The sequence below is a fragment of the Burkholderia ubonensis genome, from assembly GCF_001718695.1.
In the GTDB taxonomy this organism is placed as follows: Bacteria; Pseudomonadota; Gammaproteobacteria; order Burkholderiales; family Burkholderiaceae; genus Burkholderia; species Burkholderia ubonensis_B.
In genome coordinates, this window is the sequence record NZ_CP013422.1 from 509,986 (window position 1) to 523,030 (window position 13,045).

Consider the following 13,045-nt stretch of genomic DNA (forward strand, 5'->3'; position numbering starts at 1 on the left):
GGGCGGACGGCGGACGGTGGACGGTGGGGCGTCAGACGTCGAGCAGCTCGACCTCGAACACGAGCGTCGCGTTCGGCGGAATCACGCCGCCCGCGCCGCGCGGACCGTAGCCGAGTTGCGGCGGAATCGTCAGGCGGCGCACGCCGCCGACCTTCATGCCCTGCACGCCTTCGTCCCAGCCCTTGATGACCATGCCGCCGCCGAGCACGAACGCGAACGGGTCGTTGCGATCCTTGCTCGAATCGAACTTCTGGCCGTCGGTCAGCCAGCCCGTGTAATGCACGCTGACCGTTTGACCCGCTTGCGCCTCGGCGCCGGCGCCTTCGGTGAGATCTTCGTACTTGAGGCCCGTATCGGTCGTGATGACTGCCATGACTGCTCCTGTCCTGAATGGGGTTGGGTGAAACCGCTATTGTAGGCGAGCACGGCGCTCGACCGGCCCGTTTGAATCGATCCGGATCGATCGGCGGCCGCATGGCCCGCCTCGGGCGCACGGCCGGCGCGCGCCGTATGAATCCGATTCCGCGTAGGCGCGTGCATCCCCTGCGTCGCCGCCGGCGCGGGCCGTCCGGCGACGCCGTTCCGCGTTCGAATTTCCCCGTCGATGCACGCCGTTTCGGCGCCGTTCGTTCCGTCGCTTGCATTGCAAGGTGTTTGGAAGTGTGCGTCTACCGCGCGGCTTGCGCGTGCGGGGCGCTGCGACCTATCTTTACATCTGTCAATGTCAAGATTTTCGATGGCGTGGACCGGCCCGGAACGGCATCGCACGAGACCCGTGCACGAAGCATGGGACAGGAGACGAACCAACATGAAATCAGCCGCTTCCGCCACCGCGGCCAACGTGATGCCGGTGCGCCGCGACCTGCGTTTCGACCTGCCGGTCGAGCGCGCGAAGGACTGGCACGGCAAGGGGCCGCACGTCACCCATTTCTTCAACGCGCTGTCGCTGCTGTTTCCGGCGGGCGAGCGCTTCTTCATGGATGCGGTGCGCCATTACCGCGACCGCATCGACGATCCGGTGCTCAAGCGCCAGGTGCTCGGCTTCATCGGCCAGGAGGCGATGCACACGCGCGAGCACGTCGAATACAACGAGCTGCTGCAGGTGAACCGGCTGCCGGCGCGCAAGCTCGACAGGCGCGTCTGGGCGGTGCTCGGCTACCTGAAGCGCACGCTGCCGCATTCGGTGCAGCTCGCGCACACGGTCGCCGCCGAACATTACACGGCGATGCTCGCCGACTGGATCCTGCGCGATCCGTCGCGGCTGGCCGGCTCGGTCGACGGCTACCGTCAGATGTGGATCTGGCATGCGCTCGAGGAAACCGAGCACAAGTCGGTGTCGTTCGACGTGTGGAACGCGGCGATCCGCCCCGGCCCGCGTCGCTATCTGATCCGGATCGGCGCCTATCTGCTGACGACGCTGACGTTCTGGCCGACCGTGTTCCTGCTGCACGTCACGCTGTTGTCGCGCGATCGAGCGATCCGGCACCGGTTGCGCGGGACGCTGAGCATGATCGCGTTCCTGTACGGGCCGCGCCGCGGGTTGTTTCCGTGCATCGCGCGCGAATGGCTGAGCTTCTTGCGGCCCGGTTTCCATCCGTGGGATCAGGACAACCGCCACCATCTCGCCCGCGTCGACGCGCTCGTCGCCGCATCGCGCGCGGCCAGCCTCCCGTCGGTCGGCCGCGGTCGCGCCGGTGCGCTCGGGCCGATCGCTTCGACGCGCTGACGCGGGGTGAGGGGCGCTTTGGGGCGCGAACGGGTGCGCTGCGGCGCCCTGACCGGCGCGTGTTGCGTTCCTGCATCATCGACGCCTTCATCCGACGATTGACCGAGGTCAATCGGAAAACGGTTACGCATGCGCGGCTCGCGCTGCGCATTGCGAGCGCCGCCGCGCCCGCGTCGGTCCGACCCACGCCCGTCCCGCATCCGTCCAGCGCCTGGCCCGCTCCCGACCGGCGCACTCCCGGACCGCTCGCGCGCGCCCCGGAAAATCCCACCAATCGGGATAACCCCCATCCAGCCGCCCCTCGGCGGTATCGATATACCGTTCATCGACCGATTCGCGGGCCGCGCGATTATTGCCTTGGGGGATTCTATTCGGACGGAAATGCGGCCAATATGTGGGTTCGAACAGCTGCGTCGCACGCCGCGACGAGCCGGCGCACGATACCAACGCCAAGCGGGGAACAACGATGGTTGCAAAATCACCCGATGCAAACCCGACGGCGGCCGAAACGCCGCTCTTGTCCGTTACCGCGCCCGAGGCCGGGCGCAAGCTGTTCGTGATTGCGAATTCGCCTGACGAGCCGCTGCTCGCGCAGCTGCGCGCGCTCGGCTGGGAGATCGCGGTCGCGAAGTCGGCCGGCGCCGCGCAGAACATGACGTCCAGCGCGGGCGTCGCGGCGGGCCTGATCGATTTCACCGGCTTCACGTCGCGCGATTTCCCCGCGCTGAAGGCGTGCCTGAGCCTGCCGGCGATCGGCTGGATCTCGGTCGCGCAGGCCGGCGTGACGATCGGCCAGGCGGTGCGCGAGCTGATCCGCAGCTATTGTTTCGATTACGTGACGCTGCCGCTGCCGTACGAATGGATCTCGCACGTGCTCGGCCATGCGCGCGGCATGGCGGCGCTCGACCGCGTCGACGGCGCGGCCTATGCGGCGTCGATCGGCGAACACGGGATGATCGGCAACTGCGAGGCGATGCAGCAGCTGTTCAGCACGATCCGCAAGGTCGCGAAGACCGACGCGAGCGTGTTCATCTCCGGTGAATCCGGCACCGGCAAGGAGCTCACCGCGCTCGCGATCCATGAACGTTCCGCGCGCGCCAAGGGGCCGTTCGTCGCGATCAACTGCGGTGCGATTCCGCATCACCTGCTGCAATCGGAGCTGTTCGGCTACGAACGCGGCGCGTTCACCGGCGCGAGCCAGCGGCGCGCCGGGCGGATCGAGTCGGCCGACGGCGGCACGCTGTTCCTCGACGAGATCGGCGACATGCCGCTCGAGAGCCAGGCGAGCATGCTGCGCTTCCTGCAGGAGGGCAGGATCGAACGGCTCGGCGGCCAGGAATCGATTCCGGTCAACGTGCGGATCGTGTCGGCGACGCACGTGGATCTCGACGGCGCGGTCGAGTCCGGCCGGTTCCGCGCGGACCTCTATCACCGGCTGTGCGTGCTGCGCATCCACGAGCCGCCGCTGCGCGCGCGCGGCAAGGACATCGACATCCTCGCGCATTACGTGCTGCAGAAATACAAGGCGGACAGCGGCCGCAAGATCAGCGGCTTCACGTCGGCCGCGCTCGACGCGATGCGGCGCTACGAGTGGCCGGGCAACGTGCGCGAGCTGATCAACCGCGTGCGGCGCGGCATCGTGATGGCCGAGAGCCGGCTGCTGACGCCGCACGACCTCGGGCTCGAGACCCCGGGCGAAGCCGAGCCCGTGACGCTCGAACAGGCGCGCGCGCTGGCGGAGCGCACCGCGATCGAGAATGCGCTGCTGCGCAACGATCACCGGATCAACAAGGCGGCCGCCGAACTCGGCATTTCGCGCGTGACGCTTTACCGGATGATGATCGAGCACGGGCTGAGCGATCACGACAACGGCGACGGCGGCAAGGACGGCTCGCCGGCCGGCGACGCGGACAACCAGCGCGTCGGCTGAACGCGGCGCGTAACGGCGCTGCGGCGGGTCCCGGCCGTGCGCCCGTGCGCGGGCGATTCGCGGTTCTGTGTAAAGCCCGTGAAACGTTTCGTGCCGGCGTGCGCGCGAACCGGCGCGGCGATCGCCCGCCATGGCGCGCCGCACGCGCCGGGCAAATTTTCCACACCCGCGCCGAGCATCGGCCTGCGGCGTATTCCGCGTCGCAGTGCGGTCGCCGTTTCCCCATCGTGTGTTTCAGTTTTGAAACGTCAGGCCTGCTGGCGCCGGTTCGCGGCGCAAGTCGTCCGACGAAAGCCCCGTGGCGACGGGCCTGCGCTCGCCTGGCGCGCTCCTTGCGAATGTCGAGGTGCGAAAGTCGACGACGGGCATCCGGCCGGTTCGGCAGCACGACGGACGAACACGGCCGGAATCGAGCTCACGGGGAGGGCGGCGGCGCGCGCGACAGACGCGCGCCGCGTGGCAAGGGCCGTCGTCGAGTCGCCGGAGCGCCGGGGTCTTCCGGGCGCCGAAACAAGCAGCACAGCGACTACGGGGTACCAAAAATGAACCATCGTCACACGCCGCTGCCGGCTGGCCGCGATCGCAGCGATGCGTTGCATCGCCGCTCGAGCGCGCAGCGCGCGGCCGGCCGCCATGCATCGACAGGCCAGCTTTGCGCGCTCGGCGCGAGGCGGATCCGGCTGATTCCCGGCCATCCGCGTCGCGCCGGTGCTTTCACGCTCGCCAATCCGATCCGGATGGGCATGTGTGCGCGCGCGCGGGTGCCGCGACGCCCGATCTTCACGTTCTGACGTCGAGCGCTCGCGGCGTGGGGGAATCGTCCGCGATGCCGGCGATACGCGGCAGCGTGCCGCGCGAGACGAGCGACGAAACCGGTGCGGCAGTGGACGGCAGTAGCGCGCTGCCTTCATGTTTTGACGTCGAGCGTCCGCGCTTGCTGGCGGGAACGAACTGTCCGCGATGCCTGCGATACGCGGCAGCATGCCGCGCGCCGCCGCATCAGCCCCATCACCCGCCGTAGATGTCGAAATCGAAGTACTTCGACGCGAGCCGCCTGTAGGTGCCGTCCTTGACCATGTCGAGGATCGCGCGGTCGATCTTCGCCTTCAGGTCCGCGTCCTCCTTGCGCAGGCCGATGCCCGCGCCGACGCCCAGCACCTTCTCGTCGACGAGCTCCGGCCCGACGAACTGGTAGCCGGCGCCGCGCGGCGACTTCAGGAAGCCGATCGCCGCCTGCACCTCGTCCTGCAGCGCGGCGTCGAGGCGGCCGGCCAGCAGGTCCGCATAGACGCCGTCCTGGTTCTGGTACGACACCACGTTCGCCCCTTGCTTGGCCCAGTACGCCTTCGCGTACGCTTCCTGCGTCGTGCCCTGTTCGACGCCGATCGACTTGCCCTTCAGCGAATCGGCGCTCGGCACGAGCGGCGAGCCCTTCTTTACGACGAGACGCGTCGGCTGGTTGTAGATCTTCGTCGTGAACGCGATCTGCTCCGCGCGCTGCGCGGTGATCGACATCGACGACAGCACCGCGTCGAACTTCTTCGCCTTCAGCGCCGGGATCATCCCGTCGAAATCGTTCTCGAGCCACACGCACTTCGCCTTCAGGCGCGCGCAGATCTCGTTGCCGAGATCGATGTCGAAGCCGACGAGCTTGCCGTCGGGCGCCTTCGACTCGAACGGCGCGTAGCTCGCGTCGGTGCCGAAGCGCAGCGTGGTCCAGTCCTTCGCGGCGGCGGGGCCTGCCGATACCGCGAGCAGGGCGATCGAAACGGCGGCAATCAGTCTCTTCATGGTGCGTTCCTTGGCGTGGTCTGTCCGGTTCCGCGACGGCGCGGTGGGTGCGTAGCCGCATCGCATGCCGCCGCACTGTCCGCCCACCCATTAACGCAGAAAATAAAATCTCAGTCCAGAATGGACAAAAAATATCGGAATGATCGGCGCAGAGGCGGCCGCCGCAAAGGGGACGACCCTTGCACAAATACGGAAATGGACTAATCTTGTTAGTAAATTCGTTTTGAGACTAACGCTCATGTCCCGGCCCGCTCACATCCCGCATCCCGTCCCGCCGCAGGCTTCGGTCGCCCAGATGTCGGCGGCCGGCCTGCGCGCGTTCTTCAACATCGCGCGCGACTGGGCGCTGACGACCGACGAGCAGATCGTGCTGCTCGGCTCGCCCGGCCGGTCGACGTTCTTCAAGTGGAAGGCGGCGCCGGAATCGGCGCGCCTGCCGCGCGACACGCTCGAACGGCTGTCGCTGCTGCTCGGCATCTACAAGGCGCTGCAGATCCTGCTGCCGCAGTCGGCGGCCGCCGACGCGTGGGTCAAGCGCCCGAACGACGCCGCGCCGTTCGGCGGCAAGCGCGCGCTGGACCGCATGCTGGCGGGCAACGTCGGCGATCTCGTCGCGGTGCGCCAGTATCTCGACGCGATGCGAGGCGGATGGGCGTGAACACTCCCGACGCGTTGATGAACTGGCCGACGACGGCCCTCGACTGGACGCCCGCCTATCGCGTCATTCCCACCCGCTTTCCGGCGATCAACCTGTTCGACCGCGTCGCGTCGGCGGACGATTTCGACGCGCTCTACGCGCTCGAATCGCTGACCAACGACCGCATCCGCAACGAGGTCGGCACGCTCGACCTGGTGCCGCCCGACGAGCGCCGCTACGGGCTCGGCTGGGGGCCGATCATGGCCGCGTTCACGCACCTGAATCCGCAGGGCAGCCGCTTCTCGGACGGCCGCTACGGCGTGTTCTACTGCGCGCGGTCGCGCGACACGGCGATCGCCGAGACCCGCTATCACAGCGGGCTGTTCCTGGCCGCGACGAAGGAGCCGCCGATGCGCCAGCAGATGCGGCTGTACACGGTGGTCGCGCAAGGCGACGTGGCCGACGTGCGCACGTGGCCGCGGCGCGATCCGGCGCTGCTGCATCCGCGCAACTACGCTGCGGGGCAGGCGCTCGGCCGCGCGGTGCGCGACGCGGGCGGCGCGGGGGTCGTCTATCCGTCGGTGCGCGATCCGCTCGGCGAATGCCTGGCGGCGTTCCGCACCACGATCCTGCGCGACTGTCATCACGCGGCCTATCTCGAATACAACTGGAACGGCAGCGCGGTCGATGCGGTGTTCGAACTGAATCAGGTCGGTTAGCGTAACGCGCTGCGTGCGCACGGGAACCGCGGCGTCACGGCAGCGGCAGATCGGCCGCGCGACGTGCGCGTGCGTCGGCCTGACTGAGCGACCAGCTCCGGCCGGTGCGCGGCTCGACGAGCGTGAGCCGTCCGGCCGGCGCGAACGCGCCCGTGTCGATGAACCACTGCGCGCCGATCCGCAGCGGCGCGCGCACCGGCGTATGGCCGCTGCACGTGAGCGACAGCCCGTGCTGCAGGCCGGGGTCGGCGAGCCCCTGGACGAGATCGCGGCCCCAGATCAGCCGCTCGCGCACGTCGGGCGCGTAGCGGCCCGTATCGAGATCGGCGTCGGCGCCGAAGAATTCCGCATGCAGCACGTTGAAGCGCTCCGGCCCGTCGCCGACCACGCGCACGAGCGGCAGCGCGTCGACGCGCGCCGCGTGTTCGCGCAGCCGCTCCGGCGGCAGGTCCGCGCCCCAGTCGCCGCCGATGCCGCGCCACGCGTCGGGCGCCAGCTTGCCGTGCGCGACGAGGCTCAGCACTTCCTCGTGATTGCCGCGCACCACGTGGCACCACGGGCGATCGAGCAGGTCGAGCGCGGCTTCGGATTCGGGGCCGCGGTCGACGAGGTCGCCGACGCAGAACAGGCGGTCGCGGGCCGGATCGAAGCGGATCTCGTGCAGCAGCGCGCGCAGCGCATCGAGGCATCCGTGAAGGTCGCCGACCACGAAGTCGCGGCCCGTCGTATTGGCGGGATGGCGGCACAGGGAGGAAGTCATCCAGATATCTTAGGCGCTCGCGACCATCGCAACCTGGTGCCGGAATGGCGATAATCGGCGCCGTGCGCCCCGGCGCGTGCGCAGCGGGCAGCCGCGTGCCGGCCGAACCCTTTCCATCCGCTTTCGGAATGCAACGATGACGCTTTATCCGCAGGTATTACGCAACCGGCCGCGCCTGGTGGCGGCATTCGCCGCGGGCGTGCTGTGCGCGCTGGTGCTGCCGCTTCCGCTGCGATCGACGGTGCGCGCGCTGATCGGGTGGGATGTCGCGGTGTGGCTGTATCTCGCGCTGATGTGGGTGCGCATGGTGACCGCGCACCACCACCAGGTGCGCGAGATCGCGATCCGCGAGGACGAGAACGCGACCACCGTGCTGACGATCATCTGCTTCGCGACCGTCGCGAGCGTCGCGGCGATCGCGATCGAGCTCGCGACGGCCAAGGGCGTGGGCTTTCGCGCGGGGCTCGGCCATTACGCGGTGACGGTCGCGACGCTGTTCGGCGCGTGGTTCCTGATCCCGACGATCTTCACGCTGCATTACGCGCGGCTCTATTACGGCTCGCCGTGCGCCGACCGCGCGCTGCGCTTTCCCGACGACCATCCGGAGCCCGACTACTGGGACTTCCTGTATTTCTCGTTCACGATCGCGGTTGCGTCGCAGACCGCCGACGTGGCGCTCGGCAGCCGCCCGGCGCGGCGCGCGGTGCTGTCGCAGTCGATTCTTTCGTTCTACTTCAACATGGCGGTGCTGGGCCTGTCGATCAACGTCGCGGCCGGGCTGCTGGGCTGAGGCGCGCGCTCACGCGGCTCGCCGCAGCGCGATCCACGCGCCCCAGAACAGGCTCGCAAAGAAGCGCAGCGGCGCATCGAACCCGGCGTCGTGCAGCAGCGCAAACACGGCTTCCTCGGACGCCGGCGGGTCCGCGCCTTGCAGGATCTTCGCGAGCTGCGCGCGCACCGCGTCGGGTGTCGCTCCGGCCATGCGCCAGCGTTGCTGCCAGGCATCGAGCAGGCGAGGGTGGTCGGCGTAACGGCGATGGTTGCCCGCGATGACGAGCGGCGCGCCCGGCTTCAGGCGACGTGCGATCGCATCCAGCAGCGCGGCCTTCGCCGCGTCGCCCGGGACGTGATGCAGGACGCCGATCAGCGTCGCGCCGTCGAACGCGGGAGCATCCGGCAGCGCGTCGACCCCGGCTTCGACGAACTGCGTGCGCGCGCCGCAACCGGCCGCTTCGACGCCGGCGCGCGCGAGCGCGAGCATCGGCGCCGACGGATCGACGGCCGTGAATTGCCAGCCCGGCTCGAGCGCACCGGTCACGCAGATCTCGCGGCCCGTGCCGCCCGCTCCTGCGATGAGGATCCGCGCATCGGGCGCGCCGATCGCCGCCGCGAGCATGCATGCGGACAGTTCGTGGCACGCGTCGTAACCGGCGAGCGCGATGCGCGACTGTTCGGCGTATTCGTGCGCGCGGGCAGGATCGAATTTTGCGGCGCTGGCGGGGAGCGACATCGCGGATTCCTCGGGTTCGTGGCGCGGACGACCTGCCCGCGCGCGTTGGCCCGAGCGTAAGCGGGCGGGCCGCGGCCCACAAGACCAGCGGCCATTCCGGTATGCAGACTACCCGCCATCGGGGCCGATCGCCCCGCGTTCGCTCAGGGTCGATTCGTATTAAAAATGGATCGTTCGGATTGCGTCGCAGTCGCCAAAACGGCGCATACTTTTCATCCCCCCTGCCTGGCCGTCGCATGCCGGGCGCCATGCGCCGCGTCGAATGCGGCCATGCTGCTCGGCCCGCACGAGGAGCGCATGATGTCCGATTGTCCGCACGATCCGTATGCGCATCACTACATTCACTGCCTGTCGTCCGGCGCGCAGCCGTGCGGCGCGATCGGCGCATCGCCGCGCACGCATTTCCGCGTATGGGCGCCCGGCTGCACGCAGGTCCAGCTCGAACTCGACACCGGCAGCGGCATGACGCTGGTGCCGATGACGCCGGCCGGCCCCAACTGGTTCGAGGTCTTCGCCGACTGCGGCGCGGGCGCGCGCTACCGCTATCGCCTCGACGACGCGGTCTCGATTCCCGACCCCGCGTCCCGCTCGCAGCCCGAAGGGCTGAACGGCCCGAGCGAGGTCGTCGATCCGCGCACGTTCACGTGGCGGCACACGTTCTGGCGCGGCCGCCCGTGGGAAGACATCGCGCTGTACGCGATCCAGCCGCACGCGGCCGGCGGGTTCGACGGCGTGCGCCGCCGGCTGCCGCAGCTCGCGCATCTCGGCGTGACCGCGCTCGAACTGCTCGCGTCGCCGCACGACAGCCTGCCGTTCGCGCCGCTCGCGATCGACGGCGGCCCCGACGCGCTGAAGGCGCTGATCGACGACGCGCACGGCTACGGTCTCGCGGTGCTGCTCGAACTCGACTACGCGCGGTTCGGCAGCGGCACGGATGCGTTGCGCCATTACGCCGCGCCGTTCTTTCACTCCCGAGACGATCCGCTGCAGGCGCCGCCGCTCGCGCTCGACCATCCGGAAGTGTGCGATTTCTTCTGCGACAACGCGCTGTACTGGCTCGACGAATACCGCTGCGACGGCCTGCGGCTGCGCGAGGCGGACCGCATCGGCATCACGTGGCTGCGCGAGATCGCGGACCGCGTGCGCGCAGCGGTGCCGGCCGACCGGCTGATCCACCTGGTGCTCGGCAGCGAGCGGCATCCGGCGCATCTTGCCGACACGCATTTCGACGCGCAATGGAACGGCTGCGGTGAACGCGCGCTGCACCGGCTGACGGGCCGCGACGCGTCCGGTCATGAAGGCATCTCGTCGCATCAGTCTATCCATACGCTCGCGCGGGCGCTGACGGCCGCCGGCGCCGCGTTCCAGCCGGCGGCGCCGAGCGACGGCGGCCCGGCGGATACGGCACTGCCGCTGACGTCGCTCGTGCTGTCGGACGGCGCATGGCGCGACAGCGGGCAGGATCGCGAAGCGGGCCTCGCCGCGCTCGCGCTGTCGCTGCTGACGCCGCAGATTCCGCTGATCTTCGACGAAACCGCGCGCGATCTCGAACGCGCGCATTTCGTGCAGTCGGCGCTCGCGGTGCGCGCGAAGCTGATCGCGCCGCGCCTGGCCGATTGCCGGCCGCAGGATGCGCACACGCTGCGCACGGGCAGCACCGGCGAGGCCGATGCGCTGCTCGCGTCGTGGCGGCTTGCCGACGGCGAGACGCTCAGCATCGCGCTGAACCTGTCGCCGGATGCGGTGCCGTTCGACGCGCCGGCGGGGATGGTGGTGTTCGAGACGCCGGGCCGCGCGCGCGACCGGGTCGACGCGGGCGAACTGCCGCCGTATTCGCTCGTCGCGTGGCTGACGGGCGACGTCAACCAGTATGCGCTGACGCACGATGCGCGCCGGATCGACGACGGCGCATGGCGCGGGGTGCTTGCCTGAGTGTCCGGGTTCCGCCGCGCGCGAACCCGCTACCAGAAGCCGCGGATGCCCGCGATGCCGTGCGCGCCGTGGCGGCGCGCGTCGGCGAGCTGGTCGCGGGTCATCCCGCCCAGCGCATAGACGGGCACCGCGACCTGTGCGGCCCATTCCGCGAAGCGGGCCCAGCCGAGCGCCGGCGCGCCGGGGTGGCTGAGCGTCGGCAGCACCGGCGACAGCGTGACGAAATCCACGCCGATGCGCTCGGCGTGCTTCAGGTCGTCGAGCGTATGGCACGCGGCGGACACGAACCGCGCGGGCGGCAGCGGCCGCCGCGCGGCCGCACGCAGCGCGGCGCCGTCGAGGTGCCGGCCGGCGCCGCCGAGTTGCGTCAGCGTCTGCGCATCGATCCTGCCGTTGAGCACCAGCCGCGCGCCGCTCGCTTCGCAGCGCGCCAGCGCGTCGGCCGCGAGCCGCGCGAACGCCGCCGCATCGAACGACTTCACGCGCAGTTGCACCAGCGTCTCGCCGCGCGCGAGCACGGCCGACAGCCGGTCGAGGAACGCGCGGCAGTCCGCATCCGACGCGGAGGCCGGTTCCGGCGTGATCACGCAGCAGGGCGGCAGCGGCGTGCTCATCGCGCGACGCGCCGGCGGCCGGGGCGGCAGCGGCGGCCGGGGCGGCAGGCGCGCGCCGTCATTCGTCGGCTTCCTTCGCGACCTTCGGATACACGCGCACGAGCACGATGCGCGGCCCGTTCATCTTCTTCACGACGACGTCGAAGCGGTCGAACGACACCCGCTGGCCTTCGCTCGGCAGGTCGTTCAGCGCCTGGATCACGAGGCCGCCGACGGATTCCGCGCGCCCCTCGTCGATGTCGATGCCGAGCGCCTGCTCGAGCGACACGACGGGCAGGCTGCCCTTGCCCATCAGCGTGCCGTCGTCGAGGCGGGCCCAGTCCGAGTCGCCCTGGCGGAACTCGTCGTGGATCTGGCCGACGAGCGCGCCGAGCAGGTTGTCGAGCGTCAGGAAGCCGATCGGCTTCTCGCCCTTCTTGCCGACCAGCGCGAAATGCGGCGCGCCCTTGCGGAAGCGGCGGAACAGGTCCAGCGCCGGCGTATCCGGCTTCACGTACTGCACCGGCCGCACGTAGTCGGACAGGTCGTCGAGCGCCGCGCCCGCGTGGCGCGCGAGCAGCAGGTCCTTCAGGTGGATCAGCCCGCTCACCTGTTCGCGCGACGCGTCCTCGAACAGCGGATAGCGGCTGAACCGGTGCCGCGCGACGATCTCCATGTTGTCCGGCAGCGGGATGTCGCGGCGCAGGCCGATCATCTCGTGGGCCGGCCGCATCAGGTCGGACACGGTCATCGACGAGAAGTCGAGCGAATGCGCGAGCGTGTTCCACTCGTCGTTGCTGTACGCGCCGCGGGCCGGCTGCGACGGGTTGCCGGCGGCGCTGCGGCGGCTGCGCAGGATCAGCTTCAGCTCGTCGGTCGAGTAGTGCGCGTCGCCGCCGTGGTCGGCCGACAGGCCCGCGAGCTTCAGCACCGCGTTCGCGCTGGTGTTGAGCACCCAGATCGCCGGGTACATCGCCCAGTAAAACGCGTAGAGCGGCAGCGCGACCCACAGGCCGACCTTCTCGGCCTGGCGGATCGCCATCGATTTCGGCGCGAGCTCGCCGACGACGATGTGCAGGAACGAGATCAGCGAGAACGCGAACGCCAGCGAGATCAGGTGCACGAGCTGCTCCGACTGCACGCCGATCAGGTCGAGCAGCGGGCCGATCAGTTGCGCGAACGCAGGCTCGCCGATCCAGCCGAGGCCGAGCGATGCGAGCGTGATGCCGAGCTGGCACGCGGACAGATACGCATCGAGACGCCCGTGCACGACGCCGAGGATGCGGCCGCGCAGGCCGTGCTTGCGGGCAAGTGTCTTGACGCGCGTCGCGCGCAGCTTGACGAGGCCGAATTCGGCCGCGACGAAAAAGCCGTTGAGGGCTACCAGGAACAACGCGCCGATCAGCGCGAAGATCTGAACCAAGGATTCGCTCCGGAAATGTCAGGC

The 13,045-nt window shown here is 69.7% G+C and carries 13 protein-coding genes; 7 read left to right on the forward strand and 6 right to left on the reverse strand.

Annotation, left to right across the window (positions count from 1 at the left end; all coding sequences use genetic code 11):
* Window positions 1-31 precede the first annotated feature (31 nt).
* Window positions 32-373, reverse strand: a complete 342-nt coding sequence (locus WJ35_RS22195) for an FKBP-type peptidyl-prolyl cis-trans isomerase (protein WP_010096657.1) — start codon at window positions 371-373, stop codon at window positions 32-34.
* A gap of 435 nt (window positions 374-808) precedes the next feature.
* On the opposite strand from WJ35_RS22195, the gene WJ35_RS22200 reads away from it, so the two are divergent.
* From WJ35_RS22200 to WJ35_RS22210, 3 genes are all read left to right on the forward strand, one after another.
* Window positions 809-1,726 carry a metal-dependent hydrolase gene (locus WJ35_RS22200; protein WP_069240021.1) on the forward strand — a complete coding sequence of 306 codons (918 nt, stop codon included), beginning with the start codon at window positions 809-811 and terminating at the stop codon, window positions 1,724-1,726.
* Window positions 1,727-2,192: 466 nt separating this feature from the next.
* Complete coding sequence (locus WJ35_RS22205) at window positions 2,193-3,656, forward strand: sigma-54 dependent transcriptional regulator (protein WP_069240022.1); 1,464 nt, start codon at window positions 2,193-2,195, stop codon at window positions 3,654-3,656.
* 542 nt (window positions 3,657-4,198) lie between these two features.
* Window positions 4,199-4,447 carry a hypothetical protein gene (locus tag WJ35_RS22210; RefSeq protein ID WP_014724625.1) on the forward strand — a complete coding sequence of 83 codons (249 nt, stop codon included), beginning with the start codon at window positions 4,199-4,201 and terminating at the stop codon, window positions 4,445-4,447.
* A gap of 217 nt (window positions 4,448-4,664) precedes the next feature.
* Here the strand turns inward: WJ35_RS22210 and WJ35_RS22215 are convergent, their stop codons facing one another.
* Window positions 4,665-5,447, reverse strand: coding sequence for an ABC transporter substrate-binding protein (locus tag WJ35_RS22215; RefSeq protein WP_010090202.1), 783 nt, complete (start codon window positions 5,445-5,447; stop codon window positions 4,665-4,667).
* 238 nt (window positions 5,448-5,685) lie between these two features.
* On the opposite strand from WJ35_RS22215, the gene WJ35_RS22220 reads away from it, so the two are divergent.
* Together WJ35_RS22220 and WJ35_RS22225 are read left to right on the forward strand one after the other, a co-directional pair.
* A complete protein-coding gene (locus WJ35_RS22220; RefSeq protein ID WP_060233824.1) occupies window positions 5,686-6,105 on the forward strand; it encodes an MbcA/ParS/Xre antitoxin family protein in 420 nt (139 codons plus the stop codon).
* Window positions 6,096-6,803 (forward strand): RES family NAD+ phosphorylase, encoded by a 708-nt coding sequence (locus tag WJ35_RS22225; RefSeq protein WP_069240023.1) that lies wholly within the window; start codon window positions 6,096-6,098, stop codon window positions 6,801-6,803. The genes WJ35_RS22220 and WJ35_RS22225 overlap by 10 nt, the downstream gene beginning before the upstream one ends.
* 34 nt (window positions 6,804-6,837) lie before the next feature.
* On the opposite strand, the gene WJ35_RS22230 is transcribed toward WJ35_RS22225, so the two are convergent.
* Window positions 6,838-7,563 (reverse strand): metallophosphoesterase, encoded by a 726-nt coding sequence (locus tag WJ35_RS22230; protein ID WP_069240024.1) that lies wholly within the window; start codon window positions 7,561-7,563, stop codon window positions 6,838-6,840.
* A gap of 136 nt (window positions 7,564-7,699) precedes the next feature.
* On the opposite strand from WJ35_RS22230, the gene WJ35_RS22235 reads away from it, so the two are divergent.
* Window positions 7,700-8,353: a DUF1345 domain-containing protein gene (locus WJ35_RS22235; RefSeq protein WP_069240025.1), complete on the forward strand. Its 654-nt coding sequence runs from the start codon at window positions 7,700-7,702 to the stop codon at window positions 8,351-8,353.
* A 9-nt stretch (window positions 8,354-8,362) separates the two neighbouring features.
* Here the strand turns inward: WJ35_RS22235 and WJ35_RS22240 are convergent, their stop codons facing one another.
* Window positions 8,363-9,073 (reverse strand): class I SAM-dependent methyltransferase, encoded by a 711-nt coding sequence (locus WJ35_RS22240; protein ID WP_060044589.1) that lies wholly within the window; start codon window positions 9,071-9,073, stop codon window positions 8,363-8,365.
* A gap of 300 nt (window positions 9,074-9,373) precedes the next feature.
* On the opposite strand from WJ35_RS22240, the gene WJ35_RS22245 reads away from it, so the two are divergent.
* Window positions 9,374-11,005, forward strand: coding sequence for a DUF3459 domain-containing protein (locus WJ35_RS22245; protein ID WP_060234086.1), 1,632 nt, complete (start codon window positions 9,374-9,376; stop codon window positions 11,003-11,005).
* A 29-nt stretch (window positions 11,006-11,034) separates the two neighbouring features.
* Here WJ35_RS22245 and WJ35_RS22250 read toward each other — a convergent pair whose 3' ends face one another.
* Together WJ35_RS22250 and WJ35_RS22255 are read right to left on the reverse strand one after the other, a co-directional pair.
* The gene (locus WJ35_RS22250) at window positions 11,035-11,619 is read right to left on the reverse strand and encodes a thiamine phosphate synthase (protein WP_060233828.1); all 585 of its coding nucleotides are present in this window, start codon (window positions 11,617-11,619) and stop codon (window positions 11,035-11,037) included.
* A 58-nt stretch (window positions 11,620-11,677) separates the two neighbouring features.
* Entirely contained in the window at window positions 11,678-13,021 is a 1,344-nt protein-coding gene (locus tag WJ35_RS22255; protein WP_060233830.1) for a hemolysin family protein, read from the reverse strand.
* Window positions 13,022-13,045 lie beyond the last annotated feature (24 nt).